This is a genomic window from Paraplanobispora takensis, assembly GCF_016863195.1.
Taxonomy (GTDB): Bacteria; Actinomycetota; Actinomycetes; order Streptosporangiales; family Streptosporangiaceae; genus Planobispora; species Planobispora takensis.
In genome coordinates this window covers 24283-48847 of record NZ_BOOK01000040.1, presented here as the reverse complement: position 1 = coordinate 48847, position 24565 = coordinate 24283, and the positions used below count along the sequence as shown (strand labels likewise).

The following is a 24565-nucleotide window of genomic DNA, read 5'->3' as shown; positions in this document are numbered from 1 at the left end:
TTCGCCCGGCCCGGACGTGGCAGGTTCGGAGCATGGCGGGCACGTGGGATGTGATCATCGTCGGCGGCGGGCCCGCCGGTTCGGCTGCGGCGCTGCGCGTCAAGCAGCTGCGGCCGCAGGCGCGGGTGCTCCTGCTCGACAGGGCGGACTTCCCCCGGGACAAGGCCTGCGGGGACGGCATCGCCGCCCACGGCGTCGACGAGCTCGCCCTGCTCGGCGTGCCCGGCCTGGTCGCCGACTACCGGCCGATCCAGCGCCTGGCGGTGATCTCGCCCGGCGGGGCGCGCGTCGCCGCCACCGCGGCGCGGCCCAACCACGTCGTGCCCCGCAAGGTCTTCGACGCCCGGCTCGTACGGGCCGCCGAGGAGCGCGGAGTCCACCTCACGCGCCACCCGGTCCGCGCGCTCAGCGCCCACGACGGCCACGTCACGGTCGACGGCCGTTTCACCGCGCGCGTCGTCATCGCCGCCGACGGGGCCAATTCCACCGTGCGCCGCCTCATCGGCGCCGCCGCGACTCCCGAACGGCACACCGCGATAGCCGTACGCGGCTACGCCGACGTGCCCGAGGACGACGACGTCCAGCTCATCGCGATGCAGCGCGACGGCTGGCCCGCCTACACCTGGTCGTTCCCGGTCGGCGACGGCACCGCCAACATCGGGTTCGGAATGCTGCTGCCCCGCCTGCGCGCCACCGGCCGGCCCGGCCGCCAGGTCCTGCACGGCCGCCTGGCCGAGCTGCTGCCCCACCTGCGGGCCCGGGACCTGCGCGCCCACCACCTGCCGCTGTCCCCGGGCCGGCCCGTGCCCGGCGCCGGCCGGGTCCTGCTGGCCGGCGACGCCGCCAGCCTCATCAACCCCCTCACCGGCGAGGGCATCTACTACGCGCTGCTGTCCGGCCGCCTCGCCGGCGAGGCCGCGGTACAGGCCGCCGCCGACCCCCTTCCCGCCTACCGGCGCGCCCTGCGCGCGGCCCTGGGACGGCACCTGCTCACCACCGACGTCCTCGCCCGCCTCGCCCAGTTCCCCGGTTTCATCGACGCCGCGATCGACGTGGCCGCCCGGCGCTCCGAGGTCTTCGACCTGCTGGTCGAGGTCGGCCTGGGCGCGGGCACGGTCCCCCCGCCGCTGGCCCGCGCCGTGGCGACCCGCTGGTTCCTGAACGCCCGGAGAACCCGGAGACGGTGAGCGGCACCCCCGGGGCCGGCCGGTGCGGGTCGCGGGAGTCTCAGAGATTTGCCAGAAAGACCCGGTTCACTGGCGGCCGCCGTCCTCCGGAGAAGAGGAGGACCACCCATGGAGAGTCTCTGGAGGGCTCGTGGAGGGAAGGCCGGGCATGCGGATGATCCGTCGTACATGTATCCGTGCGAGCGCGCCGACGGAGCTGCCTGCGCCGCGCGTGCCGGCGGTGCTGCGCCTGTGCGCGGCGGCGGTGCTGGCCGTACCGGTTGCGGCGCCGGCCGTACCCGCGGCGGCGTCCACCGTGACCGACGGGGCCACAGCCGATGGGACCGCGGTCGACGGGGCCGCGGCTGACGGGGCGGCGAGCGTGCGGGGGCGGGGCACGACCACCGTGCACACGATCACCGTCGACGGGCGGGAACGCTCCTACCGGCTCTACCGGCCCGCGTCGCTTCCGGCGAACGCGCCGCTGGTGGTGATGCTGCACGGCGGGTTCGGCTCGGCCCGGCAGGCCGAGAGGTCCTACGGCTGGAACGCCCAGGCCGAGCGCGGCCGCTTCGCCGTCGCCTATCCCGACGGGTACGGCAGGGCCTGGAACGCCGGTGACGGCTGCTGCGGCAGGCCGGGCCGGCAGGACGTCGACGACGTCGCCTTCATCGGCAGGATGGTCGAGCGGATCACCGGCGGGCTGCGGACCGACCCCCGCCGGGTGTACGCGACCGGGATGTCCAACGGCGGCATGATGGCCTACCGGCTGGCCTGCGACACCACGATCTTCGCGGCGATCGGGCCGGTGGCCGCGACCCGCCTCGGCGGCTGTCCCGCCCCGGCGCCGCTGTCGGTCCTGCACATCCACGGTACGGCCGACCGCAACGTCCCCTTCGACGGCTCGCCCGGCACCGGCGTCGCCCGGATCGACGGCCCGCCCGTGCCCGAGGTCCTCGCCGGCTGGCGCGCGGCCGCCCACTGCGGCCGGTCCACCCTCTCCGGGTCGGCCACGGTCACCACCGCGCTCGCCCGATGCCGGCACGGCCGCGCCGTCGGACTGATCACCGTCAAGGGAGCGGGCCACCAGTGGCCGGGCGGCGAAGTGGTCCGCGACCGCGCCGACCCCCCGTCCACCGCCCTGAACGCCACCGCCACCCTCTGGCGCTTCTTCGCCGCCCACCCCAGAGTCTGAACCCTGTCCCTGACGGAACAGCCTCGCGACTCGGTGCGCCACAGCGGCACGATATGGAATCCACAGGAAAACCGCGCGACTACGCAGATTGGCGGATAGGAAAGCGTGAGCTCTGCGCCAGTAGGACTGCCTTTGTGTGAGATATACCTTTGAACTAGCTTCCCCGCCTCCGCTTCGGCCGGGCCTAGGCCGGCCGAAGGTGCCGGGTGGTGAAAGGGGGAGCCTGTGCGTATGCATCGCCGAGGTAGGCGCGCAGAATCGAAATCGGCGGAAGAACCACTGTGGCTCACGGTGATCGCCCGCCTGGTGGCGGAAGCCGTCCGGGCTGTCTGTGAGTGGCTGGCACAGTGAAGTCCTAGAAACGCTCTGGCAGGAGTGTGAACTGGGACGGTAGAGGAGGGCCTCCACATCTGATCCCTGGCAGGCGGATGTGGGGGCTCTTAGTTTGCTCTTGCGATGCAATCCAATACTGGCCGATCCATGTGCTTCTGGCAATTGCCAAAGGCGGTATGTATTGGCAGTTCGGGATAAGGTAAAGGTTGCCTCCTGGTAAGGGGCGCGGGGCGAAAGCGCTGGTAGGCGGCTTTCGGGGTGCTCTTCTTTTATCTCTGATTCGACGCTTCCCGGGAAGTGATTGCGGACGGTATCCGAATGACCTCCTGGCGTATTCGTCTGATTTCGGGGGCGGGCGTGCCCGAAATGTGGATAAGGCCTCAGGGAAAGCCGCGCCGGTATGCGCCTTATTTAATGAGGTCGCCGCGGGTCTGCCCATGTCTCGGAAGCGCTTTGGCGGGGCGGGGTTCGTCCGTCGTGGGCGCAGTTCGGGTGGGCGACACCCGGTCAATCGCGGACGTGCCTCACGGGTGGGCGGCGCGCGGCCCGCCGGGGACGTGCCTCGAGTGCGGGTCCACCGGCCGGTACGCGTCGCCGTACCGTTTCAAGGACCTACTCCCCGGGCGGGGTCAGGACGGCGGACAGGGCGGTGAGGGCGCCGACGGCCTGGGAGGCGTCGGGGACGGCCAGGGGGTCGAGGAGCCACTGCAGCATCAGGCCGTCGCACAGCGCGATGAGCACCGAGGCCGTGGTCTGCGGCGGGCCGGGGGGTTGCAGGCCGAGTTCGGCGCAGGATCGGGTGATCATCCCGGCGGTGGTCGTGCGGATGTCGGCGTAGGCGTCGGCGAGCTGGCGGCGGAGCTGCTCGGAGTGCAGGGCGGCGGGGAAGGCCTCGACGCAGGCGGCGATGAGCGGTCGCAGCTCCTCGAAGCTGCCGAGCATCACGGTCAGGGCCCGCTCCAGGCGCTCGCGCGGTCCCGAACCGGCCGTGGCGAACACGGCCTCCTCCAGCCTGGCGGTCCAGATGCGGAAGCACTCGGCCACGGCGGCGTTCAGCAGGGCCTCCTTGCCCCCGAAGTGGTAGCCGATGGAGGCCAGGTTGGTCCCGGAGGCGGCGACCAGGTCGCGGGCGGTGGTCCGGGCGTAGCCCTTGTGCTGCAGGCATGTCATCGCCGCGGCCAGCAGCCGGTCCCGGTGCCCGGTGGAGGGGTCTTTACGCGTCACGCCGACCATGTTAAGCACATATACGAGCGTCTTATACGCACGTATAGATCCGCCCGTGCAACGTCGAATGGGCAGAACGGGAGCCGCGATGCCGTCCAGCCGGCCGTCCTCACCACCCCCCGGATCGCGGGCGCACGGCCCCGGCAGGAGGCCGCCTGGGCCGCGGATCCCGGTGCTGCCGGCCCTGCGCCTGCTGCACGACCCCGTCTCCTACCTGGAGGCCCAGCGGCGCCGCTACGGGCCGGTCTTCGCGATCCGCTTCCCCGGCCTGCCGCCCGAGGTGTTCGTGACCACCGCCGAGCTCGCCGAGCGGGTCTACGCGCTCGACGCCGAAGGCGGGCGGGCGGGGGAGGTACGGCGCCGCTTCCTGGAGCCGATGGTCGGCCACCACTCGCTGCTCACCCTGGACCATGAGCCGTGGTTGCGGCACCGCAGGCTGCTCACCCCGCCGCTGCACGGCCGGGCCGTCTCCGGTTACCGGGACGACATCGCCCGCATCGCCGCCGAGGAGATCGAGACCTGGCCGCTGGGCACCCCCTTCGCGCTGCGCGAGCGGGTGCAGCGCATCACGCTGGAGGTGATCCTGCGGCTGGTGTTCGGCATCGACGACGCGCGCCGGCTGGCGCGGCTGCGGGTGCTGATACCGCGGATGATGGAGGCCGCGGGCACGGTGGTGCTGATGCTCCCGCCGGGTGTGCGCGAGCGCGCCGCGTCCCTGCCGCTGCGGCGGGTGCCGTTCCTCGGCCGCTTCGCGGAGCTGCGCGCCGAGGTGGACGGGATCCTGTACGAGGAGATCGCCCGCCGCCGTGCCCTGGCCGAGGCCGGTGCGGACGGCGGGACCGGCACGGACGTGCTGTCTCGGCTGATGGCGGCCCGCGACGAGGACGGGCGGCCGATGCCGGACCGGGAGCTGCGCGACGAGCTGATCACCATGCTGCAGGCCGGGCACGAGACCACCGCGACCGGCCTGGCGTGGGCCTTCGAGCGGCTGACGCGCGCCCCGCAGGCGCTGGAGCGGCTGCGCCGGGAGGTGGACGCCGGAGACGACGACCGCTACCTGCAGGCCGTGGTCAAGGAGGCGCTGCGCTGCCGCCCGGTGGTGTGGGACGTGTCCCGGCTGGTGGACGTCCCGCTGCGGCTGGGCGGCTACGAGGTGCCGGCCGGCTGGTTCGCCTCGCCGCTGATCGCCCTGATCCACCGCGACCCCGAGGCGTTCCCGCAGCCGGACGTCTTCCGGCCCGAACGCTTCCTCGGCCCCGAGGCGGCACGGGCCAACCGGGCCTGGCAGCCGTTCGGGGGCGGCCGGCGCTACTGCGTGGGCGCGCAGCTGGCACTGCTGGAGATGCGGGTCATCATCGCCGAGGTACTGCGCCGGGTGGAGCCGCTGCCCGCCGACCCCGGCCGCCCGGAGCGCCAGCGCATGCAGCACGTCACCCTCGTGCCGTCGCGGCGGGCCCGCGTCGTCGTGCGCGCCCGGACCGGGAGCCCGCAGGAGGCCCGGCCGCGATGACGGCCCGCCGGCCGGGAGGGGTGCTCAGGCGGTGTGGCCCGGGTGGTGTGGCTCAGGCGGTGTAGAGGTGGGCGACGACCTCTTCGAGGGATTCCCGTCCCGGAGCCGTGGCGCGCAGGTCGTCGACGGTGCCGTCGAAGCCGAGCCGGCCGTGGTCGATGAGCATGACCCGGCGGCAGAGCTTCTCGATGTCGCCGAGATCGTGGGTGGTCAGCAGCACGGTGGTGCCGTGCTCGGCGTTGAGGCGGCGCAGGAACGCGCGCATGGCGACCTTGCTCACCACGTCCAGGCCGATGGTCGGCTCGTCGAGGATCAGGACGGCCGGTTCGTGCAGGAGCGCGGCGGTGACGTCGCCGCGCATGCGCTGGCCGAGACTGAGCTGGCGGACGGGGGTGTGCAGGAACCCGCCGAGGTCCAGGAGGTCGGCCAGCTCGTCGAGCCTGCGGTGGAAATCCGCACGATCTACTTTGTAAAGGTGACGGATCAACTCGAAGCTGTCCTTCAGCGGCAGGTCCCACCACAGCGTGGTCCGCTGGCCGAAGACCACGCCGATCCTGCGGGCGAGAGCCGTACGGCGGCGCGTCGGGTCGAGACCGGCCACCCGGACGCGGCCGGAGGTCGGCGCGAGGATGCCGGTGAGCATCTTGATGGTGGTGGACTTGCCCGCCCCGTTGGGGCCGAGATAGCCGACGAACTCTCCGGCCCCGACGGTGAACGACAGGTCCCGTACGGCGTGCACGGTCCTGCGGGCCCGCCCGCGGCCGACGGTGAAGGAACGGCCGACGCGGTCGACTTCGATCATGCGGTGATCAACTCCCCGTGGAGCGGTAGCGGCGGATGCCCGCCCGCCAGGCCAGGGCGGCGGCGACGGCGAGGAGGAGGGCGGCGACGGGCGCGACGAAGCGGAGCCAGTACGGCAGGCCGAAGGGATCCTGTCTGTCCAGCACGTACAGGGCGGGCTGCCAGTTGACGAACGCCAGCGGCACGATGAACGTGACGCCCTTGACGAGCTCGCCGCCGTAGATGCTCAGCGGGTACTGGGTGAGCGTGCTGCCGCCGTAGGTGAAGGCGTTGGCGACCTCGGGGGCGTCGGTCAGCAGGAACTGCAGGGCCCCGCCGAGCGCGAAGATCGACGTGAAGATGACGAGCCCGCACACGACCATCAGCGGGACCATCCACATCCGGCTCCAGGGCGGGTCGAGCCGGGGCAGGGAGATGCCCAGCACCAGCGCGGCCTGGGCGATCCGGCCCAGGCGCTGCACGCCGAACCGGTCGGTGGCCATCTGGATGAACGCGCCCGTCGGGCGGATGAGCATGGTGTCGAAGCTCCCGGCCCTGACGTGCTGGCTGAGCCGTTCGACGTTGCCGAAGAGCATGTCCGCCAGGGCGAACGACAGGCCCGAGGTGCCGTACAGGAACATGACCTCGAACAGGCCGAACCCGCCGAGGGACTCGGTGTGCTCGAAGATGATCCAGATCCCCGCCACGTCGAGCCCGGTGAGCGTGAACGAGCCGAGCGTCATCAGGGCGAACGACACCGGATACTGCGCCGAGGCGCGCAACCACGTCCAGGCGAGCAGCAGGTAGGTCCTAACCACGGCCTTGGGCCTCCGGGATCGTCGCGCGGTCATCCACCCTGGATCACCACCTTGCGGCGGGCGGCGCGGGTTGCCAGGGCGCCCAGGGCGAACAGCGCGACCGCCCACAGCAGCTGGAAGCCGAGCGCCCGGGTGACGTCGTGCTTGCCGAGGTAGACGTCGGCGGGGACCTGGACGATGGCCGCCCAGGGCAGGGCCCGCACGATGTCGCCGAGCAGGCCCGGATAGAGGTTGAGCGGAAGGATCATGCCGCTGAAGAACATCATCATGACGATGGACAGCGACTGCATCCCCCGCTCGTCGAGGATCCAGCAGGACGACAGCGCGATCAGGTAGCGCCAGCCGAAGCTGACCACCACGGCCAGCAGGCAGCTGACGGTGAAGGCGGCCCAGGTCGCCGGGTCCTCCGGCGTGACGAGGCCGAACAGCACGGCCCCGACGACGGTGGGCGGCAGGCTGCGCAGCAGCACCAGATATCCGGCCCGGCCCAGGTCGTCGGCGAGGGTCCACACCTGCAGGGAGGCCGGGCGCAGCAGGTCGACGGCGATGTCGCCGTTGCGCACGCGCTCGGACAGCTGCATGCCGCCGCCGAACAGCTGCATCGGGCCGATGAAGGCCTGGCTCAGGAAGCAGAAGGTGACGGCGTCGGCCACGTCGTAGCCGGCCAGGCCGGGGCGGGCCTGCCACAGGGCGATCAGGACGTAGGCCCGCAGGATGCCGAAGACGGTGTTGGTGAAGGCTCCGGCCAGGGCCGCGGCGCGGTAGGCGGAGTGTCGGCGGAAGCCGTACCCGGCGATGCGCAGGTAGAGCAGCGGGGGCCTCCTCGGGGCGTCCGGGCAACCCTCCGATTTTCCTCGGCCCGCAGAACCGGGGCAACGGATTATCCGGCGCTGGGAGGCCGCTCCGTGAGGGGTTCCAGGCGCTCCGGAGAACCGTATGGGGCGATACGACACATAGTGGTAACCCCGGCGATATGCCTGTTACATGATAGAAGGAAGTTCTGGCAGGGAACCTTCTTTGCAGGAGGTTCCGCATGCGCCATGAGATCGACGTGGACGTCTGTCCCGGGTACCCCGTCAGCTGGCAGGCTTCGGCTCTCAACACGATCATGAGAAGCACGGTCAAACCTCTCTCCGAGCTCCTTCTGCGCTCGGGCTTCAGTGTTCTCGCCGCCTCGCACATCGTCGGGCTCGCCGGGAAGGTGCCGCTCCGCCTGCCTCCGCACGTGACGCTCGTGCACGACCGAGTCGGGGCCTGCGCGGGTGAGTGGGTCCGCGCCGGGCAGGGGCTCGACGAGAGCAAGGTGCTGCTCTATCTGCACGGCGGCGGGTACTTCGTCTGCTCCCCGGCCACCCACCGCCCGATCACCTGGCGCCTGTCGGTCGCCACCCGCCGCCCGGTGCTGGCCGTCGACTACCGCCAGGGCCCGGCGCACACGCTGGCCCAGTCGCTCGACGACGCCGTCGCGGCCTACCGGTGCCTGCTGGAGAAGGGCTACGACCCCGCCGACATCCTGATCGCCGGTGACTCCGCCGGAGGCCACCTGACCCTGGCCACCCTGCTGGCGCTGCGCGACCGGGGGATCGAACTGCCCGCGGGCGCGGTGTGCATGTCACCGTGGACCGACCTGTCCGACACCCCGCGCCGGGCCAACCGCCTGGTCGACCCGATGATCTCGGCCGGCCGCGTCGACTGGCTCGCCCGCCGCTGGACCGCCGGCCTGGACGCCCGCGACCCGCTGGTCTCGCCGGTGTTCGGCGACTACGCCGGGCTGCCGCCGCTGATGCTCATCACCGGATCGACGGAGGTCCTGCGGGACGAGGGCCGCCGCGTGGCCGAGCGGGCCCGCGCGGCCGGGGTCCCGGTCACCTACGAGGAGTGGCGGCGGATGCCGCACGTCTTCCCGATCCTGGCCGACATCCTGCCCGAGGCCCGGCTGGTCTTCCAGCACATCGCCCGCTTCGCCGCCGCAGCCCAGCGCCTGCGCGAGGGGGACCTCCTCGTGCGGGCCGCCCCCGAGAAGGACGGTCCGGCGGGCGACCCCGCGCTGGAGACCGACTCGGCCGCCGCCTGACACTCGATCCGGCCGTCGTCGGACACCCCGCCGACCACCCCGGCCGCCGCCTGGCACTCCGGCCCGGCACCCCACCGGGCACCCCGCCTCCACCGGGCCTTCGGGGTGCCCGCAGGCCCGCCCGGCCCGGCGATCCCGCAGGTCACACCCACATGTCCAGTCCCTCGGATCCCAGTGGTTCCTTACCTTGAGGGATCATTGGCCTTACCCGTCATATCCCTTGTGACCGGTCAGGAGCGAACAGCACTCGAATCCCGTCACAGTGTGCTTGCCGTAGCCCGTACAGAGAGGCTCGATCCGGATGGCACGTGGCGGAACTGGCCCCATGAACGGCATGCCGCCTGGCGTGCGGCCGCTGACCGTCGGGGACCCGGTCATCATCGGCCGTTATCTCCTGCTGGGCCGCCTGGGGACCGGCGGCATGGGAGTGGTCTATCTGGCCGAGCATCCGCAGGGCGGAGTGGTGGCCCTGAAGACGCCCCATCCGGTCCATCTCAACGATCCCACGCTCCGGGCCCGTTTCGCTGAGGAAGTGGAATTCTCGCGGCGGGTGGTCCCCTTCTGCACCGCCGCGGTGGTGGAGGACGGCACCGACAGGGAGCGGCCCTACCTGGTCTCGGAGTACATCCCCGGCCCCGCGCTGTCGCAGGTGGTCGCCGCCCGCGGCCCGCTCACCCCGGACCTGGCCTACGGCGTCGCCCTCGGCCTGGCCGGCGCGCTGACCGCGGTGCACGAGGCCGGGCTGGTCCACCGCGACCTGAAGCCGGGCAACGTGCTGCTGTCGGAGAGCGGCCCCCGGCTGATCGACTTCGGGATCGCCAGGGACGTGGACGCCCTGGCCGTGCACACCCAGGCCGGCCAGGTCATGGGCAGCCCCGGCTGGGTGGCCCCCGAACGGCTCACCGGCGGTCCCGCGCTGCCCGCCTCGGACGTCTTCTCCTGGGGTTGCCTGATCGCCTACGCGGCCACCGGCCACCACCCGTTCGGCGCGGCCGAGCCCGACCTGATGACCCGCAGGATCCTGATCGAGCCGCCCCGCCTGTCCGCGGTCCCCGAACTGCTGCGCCCGGCGGTGGAGGCGGCCCTGGCCAAGGAGCCCGCCCGGCGGCCGCGGGCGGGCGACCTGCTCGGCGCGCTGCTGGCCGCCGGCGGGATCGGCGATCCGTGGAACCTGCGCGAGGCGGTCGCCGAGGTGCTCGGGGAGATCTGGACGCCCGTGCCCTATCCGCCGGGCGGGGGACATCTGCGGCTGGCGTCCGGCGGGCCCGCTCCGGCCCCGCCCGCCGGTCCGGGCCAGGCCGCCGGCCGGGCGGGGCCCCTGCGGGACGACTCGCCCGACACCTCGGCCAGGCCGTCGCGCCGCGCCGCGCCGCGCCGTACCGCGCTGCCCCAGGCGGGGTTCGCGGCGCTGGCCACCATCTCCCTGGTGGCGCTCACCGTGGTCGCCGCTGGCAACGGCGGCGGGCGCGCCGGCGGCACCGGGCTGCCCGAGCATGAGAACGTGCCAATGGTGATCCCCGTGGAGGGCACGACCATCGGCGCGACCTTCCGCGCGAGCCGGCCGCCGGCCGGCCGGGCGGACGCGCCGCTCCCGGTCACGCCCTCCACCATCATGATCACCACCACGCGGACCGTCCCGGTGCCCGGTGCGACGGGCCATCGGTGGCCTCCCTCCGCGGACGCCCCGGACGACCGGCCCGGCGACGATCCCGGACGGCCGGACGGTCCCGGACGGCCGGACGACGACCCCGGAGAGCCGCAGACCTGCGCGGACACCAGCGCCAAGGCGAAGGGGAAGGCGCGCAACCGCGGCGGGAACTGCCCCACCCCCACGAGCGGCCCCAAGCCCTCCTTCACCCAGATCCCGCAGACCGGCGACGGCGAGAGCCCGACCCCGACACCGGCCACCTCCACACCGGTCGCCACGCCCTCTCCCTCGTCCGGTCAGTCGTTCCAGCTCGGCGACTGAGCGGGGGAGGCGCCGCGCAACCGGCCCCGGCGGCGCGGTCCGGGGCCGGTGGTGCGGCACGGGATCGGGGGAACCTCCGGAGACGGGGCCGGTTCATCCGTTAGGGTGAACCGCGCTAACCGAGTCAGAGGGGGCATCCGTGCCGGGGGCGGTCGAACTGAGCGGCGTCGGGGTCCGGGTGATGGCCGCGGGGCCGGTGGGGGAGGCCCTGACGAGCGAGAACCTGTCGGAGTGCTTCGGCCGCGCGCTGCGGATCGACCACCTGGACGGCCGCTGGTCGGCCCGTGCGCTGCGCGGGTCCGGCGCCCGGAGCGTGTGATCGCGGCCACCTCCCGGTAACCGGCTGTGATCTAGTCCTTCTTCCGCTGGCGGATCAGCCCCATGAACCCCGGGCTCGGCTTGAACTTGGCGGTCCAGGTCTCGTCGATCTCCAGCGGCTCGCCGGTCTGCGGGTTGCGTCCCGTGCGCGCGGGCTTGTGCACGATCTCAAAGGAACCGAAGCCGGGGATGGCGACCTTCTCCTCGGCGGCGACGGCGTGCTGGATGGTGTCGAGGATCGCGTCCAGCGCCGCGGCGGTCTGCCTCCGGGTGAGGCCCGCCTCCGCCGCGGCCTTCTCGATCAGCTCGCGCTTGTTCATGTTCTTTCCTCGTGTGTGCCCGGGAGAGCCCACACTACGGGCAAGGATCGTGCCTGAGAACTCCACCGGCGGACACGTGCCCGCCACCGGGGGAGGCGGCGGGCAGGCGCCGTTCGCTCAGAGGCGGGGAGACTGGGCGGCCAGCCGTTCCGCCTCCAGGTAAAGGGCCTCGACGAGGACGAGCTCCAGGCGGAGGTCTTCGTCGGCGAGGCCGTCCAGGACTTCCATTCGGGCCTCCCTGCCTACACCGACGCCCAGGTGGGCGCGGAGGTTCACCTTCCGGCCCGATCAGGCCTGGGCGCGTCCGGCCCCCGACGGCTCGCTCGGCTCCGCGGCGACCAGCTCGGCCAGGTCCACGTACTCGCCCACCTCGGTGACGTCGGCGCAGTACGCCACCAGCGTCCGCTCCCGGCCGATCGTGCGTGTGACACGCAGGCACGGGCGATCGCCGCGGACGATCGCCTCGACCTCGATGCCTTCCGGTCCCAGCCAGATCCCCATGAGATCGAGACTACGGAGGGCGGAGTAAGCGTAGGGTAACTAACCGGACATATCAGCATGGAACGTGAATGACGGCTATCTGAGCGCCCACTCGGCCTTCCGCTCTCCCAGAATGGTCCCGAACTGGAACTTCGCGGGTGCGGCCGAGGCGGGCACCTCGAAGACGATCACTCCCTTGCGGGAGTCGCCCTTGCTCACGGTCACCGCTCCGCCGAACGACACGCCCTCCTTCACCTCGCCGAACGTCGCCTGGTACTGGCGCCCCTCGGAGTCGATGAGCGTCGAGCCGAACATCGGCGAGTCGCTGTAGACCTCCTGGCCGACGTTCTCCAGGGTGAGCTCGACCGCGACGTACCTGGAGCCGTCCCGGGGCTTGAGGAACGGGTTGGCCGGTGTGGCGTCGTCGACGACCCGGGTGAGGGTGGCGGCCACCCGGACGCCGGGGTGCAGGCCCTGGACGGTGACGGCCTGTCCCACCTCCGCCACCTCCGGCGAGGCGGCCCGGCTCGGCCGGGTCCCGGCCGTGGACGGGGCGGCGGTGCCCGGGAAGGTGACGTCGTACGGCGGCTCGCCCCCGGCGTCCGTGGATCCGCCCACGGCGACGACGACGGCGATGGCCCCGGCGACCAGCACGAGGGACAGACCGGCGACGAGGGCGACGATCACGCCGGTGTTGCTCCTGGGCGGCGGTCCCGGCGGGGGAGCGTAGGAGTGGCCGTGCGGCGGAGGGTACGGCGGGCTCTGCGGGGGCCGGCCGTACGGCTGCTGCGGCGGCTGTCCGTGGGACTGCCATGGGTGCATGGGCTGGGTCTGCGGCGGCGGGCCTTGAAGAGGCGGGCCCTGCGGAGGCCGGCCGTAGGGGTGCTGCGGGTGGCCTTGCGCAGGACCTTGCACAGGACCTTGGGGCGGGATGTTCGGGGGGTGGCTCACGGCATCTCCGAGGTGTGGCAGTGCGTGTGTGACGCGGGTGCCACCTGCGCGGTTGTCAGCGTGACCGGATCCGGTCACGCGCACCACCCGTCTCCGCAAGGGGGGAGGGGGCTCGTCGTGCGGACCCGGACGGCAGCGCCATCTGGCCACCGCGGTCATGGCGCAGCGCAGTCCTTCGATTACGTTGAAGTCATGGACGTCCCTGACCCTGACGCCCTGGCCGAGCTCATGACGCGCGTGCGCCGCCTGCTGGCCCAGACCGGCCTCGCCGACGAGCGGGCGGGGGGCGACGGAGGCTACGGCGTCCGAGTCCGCCACGACCCCGACAGGGGGGTGGTGGTGGACTGGAGTCCCGCCGACCCCGAGGGAAAGTCGATCACCGGCGTCGGCAGCCGCTATCCCGCCGTCCGCATCGCCGTGTACGCCGCCGTGATGGGGGTGCTGACCGAGGCCGGCTACTGCGTGGTCCACGACTCGGGCCAGAGCGGCGTGTGCGTCCTCGGGTGATCGGCGCTCCGGACGCCGGTCCCTCCGCCCGCCGGGGAGACGGGGCCGGACGCCAGGAGACCCCGCCTCTCCGGGGGGAAGAGCGGCGGGGTCTTTCGGCCTGGTCGAAGAGTCCGAGTCCGGGGGGAAGCGGAGTGGAGATCCGAGTGCAGGATCGGGTCAGCCGTGGACGGGCGGGCTCTGCATGCCCTGAGAGCTGCCGTCGGTCCGCGGGCTGACGCCGGAGGATCTCCGCTCCGATCCGTTCTCCGGGCTTAGTGAGCCTCGAACTGCTCCTCCTCGGTGGAGCCCTTCAGGGCCGTGGTGGAGGAGTCCGGCGCGATGGCCGTGCTGACCAGGTCGAAGTAACCGGTGCCGACCTCGCGCTGGTGGCGGGTGGCGGTGTAGCCGCGCGACTCGGCGGCGAACTCGGCCTCCTGGAGCTCGACGTAGGCGGTCATGCCGTCGCCGGCGTAGCCCTGGGCCAGGTTGAACATCGAGTAGTTGAGCGAGTGGAAGCCCGCCAGCGTGATGAACTGGAACTTGTAGCCCATGTGGCCGAGCTCGCGCTGGAACTTGGCGATGGTGGAGTCGTCCAGGTGCTTCTTCCAGTTGAAGGAGGGCGAGCAGTTGTAGGCCAGCATCTGGTCCGGGTACCGCGCCTTGATCGCCTCGGCGAACTCGCGGGCCACGTCCAGGTCCGGGGTGGAGGTCTCCATCCACAGCAGGTCGGAGTGGGGCGCGTAGGCCAGACCGCGGGCGATGCAGGCGTCGACGCCGTTGCGCACCCGGTAGAAGCCCTCGGCCGTACGGTCGCCGGTGGTGAAGGCCTGGTCGCGGGGGTCCACGTCGGTGGTCAGCAGCGTCGCGGCCTGAGCGTCGGTCCGCGCGATGATCAGAGACGGGACACCCAGCACGTCGGCCGCCAGGCGGGCCGCGTTGAGGGTCTTGATGTGCTGGCTGGTCGGGATCAGCACCTTGCCGCCGAGGTGGCCGCACTTCTTCTCGGAGGCGAGCTGGTCCTCCCAGTGCACGCCCGCCGCACCGGCGGCGATCATGCCCTTCATCAGCTCGAAGGCGTTGAGCACACCGCCGAAGCCGGCCTCGGCGTCGGCCACGATCGGGGCCAGCCAGTGCGGCGCGTTCTCGTCGCCCTCGGACCAGGTGATCTGGTCGGCGCGGAGCAGCGCGTTGTTGATGCGGCGCACGACGGCCGGGACCGAGTTGGCCGGGTAGAGGCTCTGGTCCGGGTAGGTCTGCGCGCCGAGGTTGGCGTCGGCGGCCACCTGCCAGCCGGACAGGTAAATCGCCTTCAGGCCGGCCTTGATCTGCTGGACCGCCTGGTTGCCGGTCAGCGCACCGAGCGCGTGCACATAGTCCTCGGTGTGCAGCAGGTCCCACAGGCGCTCGGCGCCGAGCCGGGCGAGGGTGTGCTCCTCCTGGACCGAACCCCTCAGCCGGACCACGTCCTCGGCGGTGTAGGACCGCTCGATGCCCTTCCAGCGGGGGTTGGTCTCCCACTCGCGCCGCAGTTCCTCTGCGGCTCCCTTGAGGCGATCGTTCATTTTTTCACTCCTTGTCGTCCCCTGGGTGCCTTGCACTGAGTCTGTGCCCGGCTGAAACGGTCAAACAAGGTCGATTTCATGGAAAGAAAGCTGTTTCTTCTGTAGATATGAATACTGACGAGTATTCAGAAGAGAAGAACTTCAGAGTTTTCGCTATGGACTAGACCAATCGACTGTGTGGTCCAGACCACAGTCGGCGCCCCATGGGAAGATCATCGAGACGGGCCCGAGCCCGGGGAGTGATGCGTGTCCTGTGCCCCATGGGTGCCGGAGGACACTGTCTCCGGCTGGAAAATACGGGGAAATTTCGCCTAGGATCGATGTCATGGGATCCTTGGTGGGGGAAGAACCGCTTTCTTTGACGCATGAGCTCGATCTCATCGCCTTCGGGCAGCGTCTGCGGCACCTGCGCAAGCAGCGGGGACTCACCCTGTCCGACCTGGGCGAGCGCGTGGGCCGCGCGCCGAGCCAGCTCTCCCTGCTGGAGAACGGCAAGCGCGAGCCCAAGCTGTCACTGCTGAAGTCGCTCGCCTCCGCGCTGGGCGTCCCGGTGGAGGAACTGCTGCGCCGCCAGCCCCCCAACCGGCGGGCCCAGCTCGAGATGGCCCTGGAGGAGGCGCAGCGCGACCCCCTCTACTCCGCGCTGGGGCTGGCCAAGCTCAAGGTCTCCGCCCGGGTGCCCAACGACGTGCTCGAACACATCCTCGGCCTGTACGGCGAGCTGCGCTCACGCGAGACCAAGGGCACCGCCACCCCCGAGGAAGCCAGGGCCGCCAACGCCGAGCTGCGCCGCAAGCAGCGCGAGCAGGGCAACTACTTCGCCGAGATCGAGAAGGCGGCGGCCGAGGCGCTGTCCGCGGTCGGCTACCGGAGCGGGGCGTTGTCCCAGAGCACCGTCCAGGCGCTGGTCACCCACTTCGGCTACACCGTGCAGACGGTGCAGGACCTGCCCCGCACGGTCCGCTCGATCACCGACCTGCGCAACCGGCGCATCTACGTCAAGCACGAGCAGCTGGGCATGCACACCCCCCGCACGATCCTGCTGCAGACCATCGGCCACCTGGCCCTCGGGCACCACAAGCCCCGCGACTTCGCCGACTTCCTGCGCCAGCGGACCGAGGCCAACTACTTCGCCGCCGCGGTCCTCGTGCCCGAGGCCGCCGCGGTGCCGTACCTGCGGGAGGCCAAGCAGGACCGGGCGCTGAGCGTGGAGGACCTGCGCGACGTGTTCGCCGTCTCCTACGAGATGGCCGCCCACCGCTTCACCAACCTGGCCACCCACTTCCTGGACCTGGTCTGCCACTTCGTCCGCAACGACGCCGGCGGGATCATCTACAAGGCCTACGAGAACGACGGCATCGTCTTCCCCGCCGACGAGCAGGGCGCGATCGAGGGCCAGCGCATGTGCCTGCAGTGGTCGGGACGCCAGGTCTTCGCCTCACCCGACCGCTTCTCCGTCTTCTACCAGTACTCCGACTCGCCCACCGGCACCTACTTCTGCGTCGCCCACGTGGACCCGAGCCGGGAGCGGGACTTCGCCATCACCCTCGGCGTGCCGTACCGGGAGTCGCGCTGGTTCCGCGGCCGGGAGACGACCAACCGCACCAGGTCCAACTGCCCGGCGGGCGAGTGCTGCCGCCGCCCGCCCGCCGAGCTGACCGAGCGCTGGGAGGGCTACGCCTGGCCCTCGGCCCGCGCCAACTCCCACGTGCTCGCCGCCCTGCCGCCCGGGTCCTTCCCCGGCGTGGACGAGGCCGACGTCTACACCTTCCTGGAGCGTCACGCCACCGACTGACCCCCGGGGACGTCACGCCTCGGGCCGGATCCCGCGGCGTCACGCCTGCGGCTGGGGCGGCAGCACGGCCGACGGGTGACCGGAGAACCGGTAGGCCGTCGCCGCGGCCGACCCCGCGCAGCGCAGCGAGCGCAGGACCTCCGCCGGCGGTTCGCCGGCCAGGCAGCGCCGGTAGAACTCCATCGCCATGTCCTGCACGGCCTCCTCCGGGACCGGCCAGAGCGGGGCGGCCACCCCGCCCGCGCCCGCGACCAGGAACGCCTGGGCCACATCCGGCCCGCCGTCCCCGGCCAGGAACACGAACGGCGAACCGCCCAGCCGGAGCCCGGCGACCAGGCGCGGGGCGAGCGCCGGCCGGTCGGCCCTGATCAGGACGCCGGTCCCGCCGGGCACGGTCAGGCCGAGCACCCGCGGCTGCTCCCCGGAGGCGGCCAGGGCCTCGCGGAGCCGGGCGACGTCGCTGCCCGCCGTCGGGGGCGGCGGCAGCTCAGGCAGCCGCCCGCCCAGGGCCCAGCGGCCGACCGCCGCCTGGCAGTCGAGGAACGCCGGCGCCGACGGGTCGATCGGCCGTTCCAGGGTCGCCAGCTCCCACGGGACGTACGGCTCCTGCGACAGCAGCAGCACCGTCGGGGGACGCGGCGCGATCCGCGCGGCCACCGCCTCCAGCAGCTCCCAGAACCCGGGCGGGACCTTCAGCGCGAGCCGGCGACCGGCGCTGCGCAGGTACAGGGACATGTCCGCGTGCCCGGTCCGCGCGGTGACCTCCGCGACCAGCTCCCGGCCGAACGCCGAGGCCCGCGTGCCCAGCTCGCACGCCTCGGCCTGGTCCGGGGTGACGAAGTGCGGCGACAGGTAGGACCACCACAGCCGTCCGGGGTGGTCGCCGTGGACGATGACGGCCGTGACGTCCGCGGAGAACCCGCCCGGTTCGCCCTCCTGCCCGTGCGGATCCCCGTGCCGCCCGCTGTGCCGGCCGCCGGACCGGCCCCGCGCGGGCGGCTGGACCCGGGTGCCGGCGACCTCCGCCGGGGCGCTCTCCCGGCCGATCAGACCGGGGGAGGCGAGTACCGTGACCGCGCGCGTACCGAATCCGACAGCCTGGCCGCCCACCGAGTAGACTACCTGGATCCGCCGGGCCGCCGTCTGCGCGTCCTCCCCGGCCTCCTGCGCCGCGGGCTCCTGGGAGTGGCGGCGGTCCAGGGGCAGGGCGCGCAGGCGCAGGACCGCGGCGGGGTACGGCGAGTCCTCCTCCACGCGCAACCGCGCCCGCCAGCCGTCCGGCGCCTCGAACCCTTCGGCGATCACCTGGACGTCCAGGTCGAACGGCTCGCCGATCGAGACGGACTCCGCCTCCCGCCCCGAGGCGCCGGTGATCCCGACCCGGACCTCCAGTCCCCAGCCCGCCACGACCTCCTCGGGCGCCTCGATGAGCGGGAAGGCCTCCCACTCCGCGCTGCCCGCCTGCTTCTTGTGCCGCCGGCGCAGGGCCCCGGTCAGGCGCTGCAGCGGGCCCTTGCCGGAGGACTGTGAGCGGGACCGGGCCTGGGGCTGGGGCGGGGCCTGGCCGGGCGGAGGAGCCGGCGCCGGGCCCGGGGAAGGGGAGGGAGTAGGAGCGGGGGAGGGAGCGGGCGGCGCGGGGGAGTCCGGCGGGGGAGCGTACCGCTCGGCCGCGCCGGCGGCCTGCCACGGCTCGGGCATGCCGGGGGACTGCCGCTGCCCGGGTGCGTCGGGATACCGGTGTCCGGGTGTGTCGGGTAGTTGCCGCTGGTGTCCGGGTGTGTCGGGGGCTTGGTGTCCGGGCGTGCCGGGGAACTGCTGTCCGGGCGCCTCAGGGAACTGCGGTTGTCCTGCCGTGCCGGGAACCTGCCACTGCTCGGGCGCCTGCCACGGCTCCGGAACCCGCCACTGTTCCGGTTCCTGCCAGGGCTCCTGCGTGTGCCACGGCTCCTGGGCGTACCGCTGCTCCGGGACCTTGGACTCCGGTGCCTCCTCCCACGGTTCGGGGGCCTCCCACGGCTCCAGCGGGGGAGAGGGGCGTTCCCCGCGGGGGTGCGGGGGATCCGGGGGTTCCGATGGTCTCCAGGCCGCGAAGCTCGGGATGCCGGCGGGCCCGGACTCCGACGATCCGAACCGCCCGCCGCCCGGGGCGGGCGAGCCGTGGCCCGGGGGCGCGGACGGCCCGGAGTCCGGGAGGGCGGGCCGTCCGGCGGGGTCGGGGGCGGAGCCGTGGGCGGCCGGAGGGCCGGGCGCGGGGGCCGCCGTCGCGGGTTCGTCCAGGTGCAGCAGTACGGCCAGCCGCTCCCAGGCGGGGCCGTACTGGGCGATCACCATGACGGCGGCGTGCGAGAGCCCTTCGGGATCCCGCCTGCCCTCCTCGGCCAGGATCGGATCGAGCCGGTCGCGCAGTTCGCCGGCCGAGTCGCCCAGCAGCCCGTCGAGCTCGGCGCGGACGGTTCGAGCCGCCCGTAGTACGGCCACCGGGTCCATGCCGTCTCCTCCCGCTCGCCCCTGGGCCGATCTTCCCACCTGGCGGCCGGGGACGGGAGGCGGTGCTCGGCCCGAATCAACGCACCATAGGGTGATACCTGTGAATTCCGGGGTGATGGGAAGGATGGTCTGTGCTGCCTGAAGTGGAGGCATGGCTGCGCGGCCGTACATCATCATCGGATGACTGGTCCCTGCCCGGCTTGCTGGAGGCCAAGGGCGGCACGACGGTCAGCGTGGTGCTGCCGGCCAGGGACGAGGGCGGGACGGTCGGAGAGATCGTCACCGCGATCCGGCGCGAGCTGATGGAGGCGGTCCCGCTCGTCGACGAGCTGGTGGTCATCGACTCCCGCTCGACCGACGACACCGCGGCCCGCGCCGCGGAGGCCGGGGCCACGGTGCTCGCGCAGGACGAGATCCTCCCCGACCTGAAGCCCTTCGACGGCAAGGGTGAGGCGCTGTGGAAGTCCCTGGCCGTGACCTCCGGTGACCTGCTGGTCTTCATCGACGCCGACCTGCGCGAGTTCCGTACGTCGTTCGTGACGGGTCTGCTCGGCCCGCTGCTGGCCGATCCGTCCGTCGTCTACGTCAAGGGCTGCTACGACCGGCCGCTGCGCGAGGCGCAGAACGGCGGCGGCCGGGTCACCGAGCTGGTCGCCCGGCCCCTGCTGAACCTGCACTGGCCCCGGCTGGCCGGGTTCGTCCAGCCCCTGGCGGGGGAGTACGCCGGCCGGCGCTCGGCGCTGGAGCGGGTCCCGTTCGTCACCGGGTACGGCGTGGAGCTGGGCCTGCTGATCGACCTGCTGGAGCTGTCGGGCCTCGACGCCCTGGCCCAGGTGGACCTGGGCCGCCGGGTGCACTCCCACCAGTCCACCGAGGCCCTGGGCGGCATGGCCGCGCAGATCCTGCAGACCGCCTGGTCCCGGCTGGAGCGCCAGGACATGATGATCCCCCTGCACGAGCCGTCCGCCACCCTGGCCCAGTTCCGCCGCGGGACCTCCGGCCACCAGGCGACGGTCCGGGACGTTGCCGTGGCCGAACGCCCCCCGATGATCACCGTCCCCGGCTACCGGTCCGGCCCCGCCCGCTGACCCGGCCGCCGACGGCGGTACACCGTCGTCGGCCGCACGGGGTGCCGGACGCCGCGGCCGGCCGTACGGTCACGGATGTCCGTGTCGCCGGCCGTACGGCCGGAGGGACGCCGGAGGGACGCCGGAGGGACGTCTGCGTCGCCGGCCGTGCGCGTCAGCCGCCGAGCGCCGCCCGCACGAACGCGGTGAGGTGCTCGCGCATCGCGGTGCTGCTCTCCTCGCTCACGGCCTGGCCGTCCGGGCTCTCCCCGTCCACGCCCTCTTCGCCGAGTGCGAGACGGCGGAGCCGGGGCATGGCCGTCGGCCACATCGCCAGGCCGACCAGCGTCAGCATCGTGCGCGCCGCGTCGCGCGGGGACCCCGCGGGACCGGAGACGAGCGACTCGGCCTTCCTGCGCCAGGAGGCGGTGCGGGCCCGCTGCCCGTCCAGCTCGCCGTCACGGTGGTGCAGCGACTCCCACATCAGCAACCGGGTCAGGTCGGGGTGGGCGAGGCAGAAGTCGTACAGCCTGCCGACGTACTCCGCCGGGTCGTCGCCGGGCGTCGTCACGGCCTCCACGACCTCGTCCAGGGCGGCGGACACGACCTGGTCGAACAATTTCTCCTTGCTGCCGAAGTAGCCGTAGATGCGCTCCTTGTTCACCCCGGCGCGATCGGCGATGCGGTCGACGCGCGCTCCCGCGATGCCGTAGGCGGCGAACTCGCTGCGGGCGGCGGCGAGCAGGGCGTCCTTGGTGGCTTCCCGCGACATGCACCGAAGTGTAGGGGACCAACCGGTTGGTAGATGAGAATCATTCACGGTCCACCGCTCGGCGGAGGACCGCCGGAAACGACCGGCCCCGCCTTGCACCGGAGGCCGTACCGCCAAGTAAAGTAGGGGTGTTACCGTTGGTAACGCATTTCGGAGGAGTGGACGAATGAGCGACACCGGCTTCTGCCCGGAGCTGAGCGGCGACGTGCGCGAGGTGCGCGACTGGGTGCACGAGTTCGCCCGCACGGTCGTCCGCCCGGCCGGCGCCGAATGGGACGAGCGGGAGGAGACGCCCTGGCCGGTCATCCAGGAGGCCGCCAAGATCGGTCTGTACTCGCTCGACTTCTTCGCCCAGCAGTGGTTCGAGCCCAGCGGCCTGGGCCTGATCGTGGCGTTCGAGGAGCTCTTCTGGGGTGACGCCGGGATCGGCCTGTCCATCGTCGGCACCGGCCTGGCCGCCGCGGCCCTGTCCGCCAGCGGCACCTCCGAGCAGATGGGCTTGTGGCTCCCGGAGATGTTCGGCACCCCCGACGACGTCAAGCTCGGCGCGTTCTGCGCCTCCGAGCCCGACGCCGGCTCCGACGTGGGCTCCATCCGCACCCGGGCCGTCTACGACGAGGCGTCCGGCGACTGGATCCTCAACGGGGTCAAGACCTGGGCCACCAACGGCGGCATCGCCAACGTGCACGTCGTGGTCGCCTCCGTCGACCCCGCCCTGGGCACCCGCGGCCAGGCCTCCTTCGTCGTCCCGCCGGGCACGCCCGGCCTGTCGATGGGCCAGAAGTTCAAGAAGCACGGCATCCGCGCCTCCCACACCGCCGAGGTGGTCCTCGACAACGTCCGGCTGCCCGGCTCGTGCCTGCTCGGCGGCAAGGAGAAGCTCGACGCCCGTCTGGCCCGCGTGCGCGAGGGCGGACGCTCCGGAGAGCAGGCCGCCATGCGCACCTTCGAGACGACCCGCCCCTCGGTGGCCGCCATGGCCGTCGGCATCGCCCGCGCCGCCTTCGAGTACGCCCGCGACTACGCCCGCGAGCGCGAACAGTTCGGCCGCAAGATTGGCGAGAACCAGGCCATCGCCTTCCTGCTGGCCGACATGGCCACCCGCGTCGACATCGCCCGCCTGATGACCTGGCGCGCGGCGTGGATGGCCCGCAACGGCAGGTCCTTCGACCAGGCCGAGGGCTCGATGTGCAAGCTGGTGGCGGGCGAGACCGCGGTGTGGGTGACCGAACAGGCGATCCAGATCCTCGGCGGAGCCGGATACACCCGCGAACACCCGGTCGAGCGCTTCCACCGCGACGCCAAGATCTACACCATCTTCGAGGGTACCTCCGAGATCCAGCGCCTCATCATCGGCCGAGCCGTCACCGGCCTGCCCGTCCGCTGAAAACGTCCGCTTCTCTGATCATGGTGTGTGGCCCCGGTTCCGGCTCCTGTTCCGTCAGAGCGTCCGGTCGCGCACTGCAGTAGATCTTCTTCGGTGACGGTGGTTCGCGGCGGTCGTGATGGAGAGTGATCACAGGGATTTCGGTGTTTTCCGTGAGCTGGTGTAATCCGCCGGGCGGGGGCTGACCATCGCCAGGGCCGTCGCCGAGGCCCATGCGCCAGAGCCGTCGCCGAGGCCCATGGTCGTAGTCGGCTTGAAAGACGGTCCTACGCCAGGTCGACGCCGGTGAGCCGGCGGGAGCGGTCCCACAGGCGGGCCGCGAGGGTGGTGTCGGCGGCGGCGCCGGTGAAGGGCTCGAAGGTCGGGCGGGGGCGGCGGGGACGGCCCGGGCCGATGTGTCTGCCGGTGGGGGCGGCGGCCTCGGTGGCCGCATAGAGGATCGGCGCGACGGCCGCATCGATCGGCAGCCGGAAGAAGACGCCCAGCACGGACTGGACCATGCGGGGCAAAAGCGCCGCCTGCCGATCCAGGTCGGTCTTGGCCATGCCGGGGTGGGCGAGCAGGCTGCGGACCGGTGATCCGGCGGCGCGCAGACGGCGGTCAAGCTCCAGGCCGAACAGCACGTTGGCGAGCTTGGAGGTGGCGTAGGCGCCACCGGGTGAGTAGCGGCGTTCGGCGGCCAGGTCGTCGAGGTCGAGGCGGCCCATCCGGTAGAGGCTGGAGGCGACGGTCACCACGGCGCCGCCCTCGGCCATCCGGTCGAGAAGAAGGCCGGTCAGCGCGTAGTGGCCGAGGTGGTTGGTCGCCAGCTGGCTCTCCACTCCTTCGGGGCTCAGCCGGCGCGCTACCGTGCCGATGCCGCCGTTGTTCACCAGCGAATCGACGATCACGCCGTCGGCGCGCAGGTCGTCGGCGAAGCGCCGGACGGTGCGCAGGTCGAGCAGGTCGAGGTGACGGACGTCGAGATCGGCCTTGGGGTTGGCGGCGTGCAACTGGTCGCGGACCCGGTCGCCCTTGGCGATGTCCCGTACGGCCATGATCACCCGGCCGCCGTGCGCGGCGAGGTGACGGGTGATCGCCACACCGAGGCCGCTGCTGGCGCCGGTGACGACGAAGGTGCGGCCGGTCTGGTCGCCGAGATCGGTGACACTCCAGTTCACGGCGCTGTCCATGGTTCCTCCCGAAGTTAAGCGGATAATTCATCCGATTTAAGGCGACGAGAAACGGATTGTCAATCCGGTTAGGTAGACTCGGGCCATGACCTCGCTGCGTGCCGATGCCGCCCGCAACCGCGCGCTCCTGCTGGCGACGGCGCGTCAAGCCGTCGCCTCCGGTGACCTGTCACTGCAGCTCAACGAGATGGCCCGCCGCGCGGGCATGGGTGTGGGCACCGTCTACCGGCACTTCCCGACCCGCCGGGCGCTGCTGGAGGCCCTGGCCGAGCCCGCCTTCGCCGCCGTCCTGGACGGCGCCCAGAACGCCTCTCTGCACGACGATCCGTGGACGGGAGTCGAGATCCTGCTGCGGGCCCTGCTGCTGCAGCAACTGGCCGACCCCGCCTTCGCCGAGGTGATCGCCTCACCCGCCACCGACGACGCGATCCCGCAGACCACCGCCCAGCGCGACGAGTTCACCGCTCTGGCCGGGGCGGTGCTTGCCCGCGCCCGGCAGAGCGGCGCCCTGCGTCCGGGACTCACCGACGAGGACCTCCATCATCTGGTCTGCGGCACGGCCTTCGCGCTCGGCCTCGGCCCCACCCCGCTCGCCCGCGTCGAGGCCTACCTGCGCGTCCTGCTCGACGGCATCGCCGGCAAAGCGGAGTGACCACGCACCCCTCCGGCGAGTTGCCGCGTCAGAAGCGTGCCGAA

General features: G+C 72.4%; 21 protein-coding genes and 1 pseudogene. 11 read left to right on the top strand and 11 right to left on the bottom strand.

Features of this window, described 5'->3' with window-relative positions; genetic code table 11:
- Nucleotides 1-32 precede the first annotated feature (32 nt).
- Nucleotides 33-1187 (top strand): NAD(P)/FAD-dependent oxidoreductase, encoded by a 1155-nt coding sequence (locus tag Pta02_RS27750; protein ID WP_203877895.1) that lies wholly within the window; start codon nucleotides 33-35, stop codon nucleotides 1185-1187.
- 211 nt (nucleotides 1188-1398) lie between these two features.
- Nucleotides 1399-2361 (top strand): extracellular catalytic domain type 1 short-chain-length polyhydroxyalkanoate depolymerase, encoded by a 963-nt coding sequence (locus Pta02_RS27745; protein ID WP_203877894.1) that lies wholly within the window; start codon nucleotides 1399-1401, stop codon nucleotides 2359-2361.
- Between the two features lie 945 nt (nucleotides 2362-3306).
- On the opposite strand, the gene Pta02_RS27740 is transcribed toward Pta02_RS27745, so the two are convergent.
- Nucleotides 3307-3918, bottom strand: a complete 612-nt coding sequence (locus Pta02_RS27740; RefSeq protein WP_203877893.1) for a TetR/AcrR family transcriptional regulator — start codon at nucleotides 3916-3918, stop codon at nucleotides 3307-3309.
- A 7-nt stretch (nucleotides 3919-3925) separates the two neighbouring features.
- On the opposite strand from Pta02_RS27740, the gene Pta02_RS27735 reads away from it, so the two are divergent.
- Nucleotides 3926-5428, top strand: coding sequence for a cytochrome P450 (locus Pta02_RS27735; protein ID WP_307837505.1), 1503 nt, complete (start codon nucleotides 3926-3928; stop codon nucleotides 5426-5428).
- A 52-nt stretch (nucleotides 5429-5480) separates the two neighbouring features.
- Here the strand turns inward: Pta02_RS27735 and Pta02_RS27730 are convergent, their stop codons facing one another.
- Genes Pta02_RS27730 through Pta02_RS27720 form a run of 3 tightly spaced genes read right to left on the bottom strand, consistent with a single transcriptional unit; the run spans nucleotide 5481 to nucleotide 7979 of the window.
- Entirely contained in the window at nucleotides 5481-6230 is a 750-nt protein-coding gene (locus Pta02_RS27730) for an ABC transporter ATP-binding protein (protein ID WP_203877891.1), read from the bottom strand.
- 7 nt (nucleotides 6231-6237) lie between these two features.
- The gene (locus Pta02_RS27725) at nucleotides 6238-7026 is read right to left on the bottom strand and encodes an ABC transporter permease (RefSeq protein ID WP_203877890.1); all 789 of its coding nucleotides are present in this window, start codon (nucleotides 7024-7026) and stop codon (nucleotides 6238-6240) included.
- 29 nt (nucleotides 7027-7055) lie between these two features.
- The gene (locus Pta02_RS27720) at nucleotides 7056-7979 is read right to left on the bottom strand and encodes an ABC transporter permease (RefSeq protein ID WP_307837504.1); all 924 of its coding nucleotides are present in this window, start codon (nucleotides 7977-7979) and stop codon (nucleotides 7056-7058) included.
- 80 nt (nucleotides 7980-8059) lie between these two features.
- Here Pta02_RS27720 and Pta02_RS27715 point away from each other — a divergent pair, with 80 nt between their 5' ends.
- The 3 genes from Pta02_RS27715 to Pta02_RS27705 all read left to right on the top strand — a co-directional run bounded on the left by Pta02_RS27715 (nucleotide 8060) and on the right by Pta02_RS27705 (nucleotide 11388).
- A complete protein-coding gene (locus tag Pta02_RS27715; RefSeq protein WP_203877889.1) occupies nucleotides 8060-9100 on the top strand; it encodes an alpha/beta hydrolase in 1041 nt (346 codons plus the stop codon).
- 334 nt (nucleotides 9101-9434) lie between these two features.
- Nucleotides 9435-11069, top strand: coding sequence for a serine/threonine-protein kinase (locus Pta02_RS27710; RefSeq protein ID WP_203877888.1), 1635 nt, complete (start codon nucleotides 9435-9437; stop codon nucleotides 11067-11069).
- A 139-nt stretch (nucleotides 11070-11208) separates the two neighbouring features.
- On the top strand, nucleotides 11209-11388 hold the full coding sequence (locus Pta02_RS27705) for a hypothetical protein (protein ID WP_203877976.1): 180 nt from the start codon (nucleotides 11209-11211) through the stop codon (nucleotides 11386-11388).
- 31 nt (nucleotides 11389-11419) lie between these two features.
- Here the strand turns inward: Pta02_RS27705 and Pta02_RS27700 are convergent, their stop codons facing one another.
- From Pta02_RS27700 to Pta02_RS27690, 3 genes are all read right to left on the bottom strand, one after another.
- A complete protein-coding gene (locus Pta02_RS27700; protein WP_203877887.1) occupies nucleotides 11420-11707 on the bottom strand; it encodes an HU family DNA-binding protein in 288 nt (95 codons plus the stop codon).
- A 288-nt stretch (nucleotides 11708-11995) separates the two neighbouring features.
- Complete coding sequence (locus Pta02_RS27695; protein WP_203877886.1) at nucleotides 11996-12208, bottom strand: hypothetical protein; 213 nt, start codon at nucleotides 12206-12208, stop codon at nucleotides 11996-11998.
- 75 nt (nucleotides 12209-12283) lie between these two features.
- The gene (locus Pta02_RS27690) at nucleotides 12284-13009 is read right to left on the bottom strand and encodes a DUF4352 domain-containing protein (RefSeq protein ID WP_203877885.1); all 726 of its coding nucleotides are present in this window, start codon (nucleotides 13007-13009) and stop codon (nucleotides 12284-12286) included.
- 321 nt (nucleotides 13010-13330) lie between these two features.
- Between Pta02_RS27690 and Pta02_RS27685 the strand changes: the two genes are divergently transcribed.
- Entirely contained in the window at nucleotides 13331-13645 is a 315-nt protein-coding gene (locus Pta02_RS27685; protein WP_203877884.1) for a hypothetical protein, read from the top strand.
- Between the two features lie 254 nt (nucleotides 13646-13899).
- Here the strand turns inward: Pta02_RS27685 and aceA are convergent, their stop codons facing one another.
- On the bottom strand, nucleotides 13900-15189 hold the full coding sequence (gene aceA / locus Pta02_RS27680; RefSeq protein ID WP_203877883.1) for an isocitrate lyase: 1290 nt from the start codon (nucleotides 15187-15189) through the stop codon (nucleotides 13900-13902).
- 358 nt (nucleotides 15190-15547) lie between these two features.
- Here aceA and Pta02_RS27675 point away from each other — a divergent pair, with 358 nt between their 5' ends.
- Nucleotides 15548-16984 carry a helix-turn-helix transcriptional regulator gene (locus Pta02_RS27675; protein ID WP_203877882.1) on the top strand — a complete coding sequence of 479 codons (1437 nt, stop codon included), beginning with the start codon at nucleotides 15548-15550 and terminating at the stop codon, nucleotides 16982-16984.
- Between the two features lie 39 nt (nucleotides 16985-17023).
- Here Pta02_RS27675 and Pta02_RS42040 read toward each other — a convergent pair whose 3' ends face one another.
- On the bottom strand, nucleotides 17024-19471 hold the full coding sequence (locus tag Pta02_RS42040; RefSeq protein ID WP_203877881.1) for a CHAT domain-containing protein: 2448 nt from the start codon (nucleotides 19469-19471) through the stop codon (nucleotides 17024-17026).
- Nucleotides 19472-19602: 131 nt separating this feature from the next.
- Between Pta02_RS42040 and Pta02_RS27665 the strand changes: the two genes are divergently transcribed.
- Nucleotides 19603-20559 (top strand): glucosyl-3-phosphoglycerate synthase, encoded by a 957-nt coding sequence (locus tag Pta02_RS27665; RefSeq protein ID WP_203877880.1) that lies wholly within the window; start codon nucleotides 19603-19605, stop codon nucleotides 20557-20559.
- Between the two features lie 154 nt (nucleotides 20560-20713).
- On the opposite strand, the gene Pta02_RS27660 is transcribed toward Pta02_RS27665, so the two are convergent.
- Nucleotides 20714-21310 (bottom strand): TetR/AcrR family transcriptional regulator, encoded by a 597-nt coding sequence (locus tag Pta02_RS27660; protein WP_203877879.1) that lies wholly within the window; start codon nucleotides 21308-21310, stop codon nucleotides 20714-20716.
- A gap of 166 nt (nucleotides 21311-21476) precedes the next feature.
- Here Pta02_RS27660 and Pta02_RS27655 point away from each other — a divergent pair, with 166 nt between their 5' ends.
- Nucleotides 21477-22697, top strand: a complete 1221-nt coding sequence (locus Pta02_RS27655; protein ID WP_203877878.1) for an acyl-CoA dehydrogenase family protein — start codon at nucleotides 21477-21479, stop codon at nucleotides 22695-22697.
- A gap of 530 nt (nucleotides 22698-23227) precedes the next feature.
- Here Pta02_RS27655 and Pta02_RS27650 read toward each other — a convergent pair.
- Nucleotides 23228-23869 (bottom strand): annotated as a pseudogene (locus Pta02_RS27650) (SDR family NAD(P)-dependent oxidoreductase); the annotation flags it as partial.
- A gap of 85 nt (nucleotides 23870-23954) precedes the next feature.
- Here Pta02_RS27650 and Pta02_RS27645 point away from each other — a divergent pair.
- Complete coding sequence (locus Pta02_RS27645) at nucleotides 23955-24521, top strand: TetR/AcrR family transcriptional regulator (protein WP_203877876.1); 567 nt, start codon at nucleotides 23955-23957, stop codon at nucleotides 24519-24521.
- Nucleotides 24522-24565: the final 44 nt, after the last annotated feature.

Excerpts from the sequence above, each read along its gene's own strand:
- Pta02_RS27710 (WP_203877888.1), top strand. The coding sequence starts at position 9,435 with ATGCCGCCTGGCGTGCGGCCGCTGACCGTCGGGGACCCGGTCATCATC.
- Pta02_RS27655 (WP_203877878.1), top strand. The coding sequence starts at position 21,477 with ATGAGCGACACCGGCTTCTGCCCGGAGCTGAGCGGCGACGTGCGCGAG.
- Pta02_RS42040 (WP_203877881.1), bottom strand. The coding sequence starts at position 19,471 with ATGGACCCGGTGGCCGTACTACGGGCGGCTCGAACCGTCCGCGCCGAG.
- Pta02_RS27735 (WP_307837505.1), top strand. The coding sequence starts at position 3,926 with ATGTTAAGCACATATACGAGCGTCTTATACGCACGTATAGATCCGCCC.
- Pta02_RS27660 (WP_203877879.1), bottom strand. The coding sequence starts at position 21,310 with ATGTCGCGGGAAGCCACCAAGGACGCCCTGCTCGCCGCCGCCCGCAGC.
- Pta02_RS27695 (WP_203877886.1), bottom strand. The coding sequence starts at position 12,208 with ATGGGGATCTGGCTGGGACCGGAAGGCATCGAGGTCGAGGCGATCGTC.
- Pta02_RS27715 (WP_203877889.1), top strand. The coding sequence starts at position 8,060 with ATGCGCCATGAGATCGACGTGGACGTCTGTCCCGGGTACCCCGTCAGC.
- Pta02_RS27645 (WP_203877876.1), top strand. The coding sequence starts at position 23,955 with ATGACCTCGCTGCGTGCCGATGCCGCCCGCAACCGCGCGCTCCTGCTG.
- Pta02_RS27750 (WP_203877895.1), top strand. The coding sequence starts at position 33 with ATGGCGGGCACGTGGGATGTGATCATCGTCGGCGGCGGGCCCGCCGGT.
- aceA (WP_203877883.1), bottom strand. The coding sequence starts at position 15,189 with ATGAACGATCGCCTCAAGGGAGCCGCAGAGGAACTGCGGCGCGAGTGG.
- Pta02_RS27700 (WP_203877887.1), bottom strand. The coding sequence starts at position 11,707 with ATGAACAAGCGCGAGCTGATCGAGAAGGCCGCGGCGGAGGCGGGCCTC.
- Pta02_RS27730 (WP_203877891.1), bottom strand. The coding sequence starts at position 6,230 with ATGATCGAAGTCGACCGCGTCGGCCGTTCCTTCACCGTCGGCCGCGGG.
- Pta02_RS27690 (WP_203877885.1), bottom strand. The coding sequence starts at position 13,009 with ATGCACCCATGGCAGTCCCACGGACAGCCGCCGCAGCAGCCGTACGGC.
- Pta02_RS27685 (WP_203877884.1), top strand. The coding sequence starts at position 13,331 with ATGGACGTCCCTGACCCTGACGCCCTGGCCGAGCTCATGACGCGCGTG.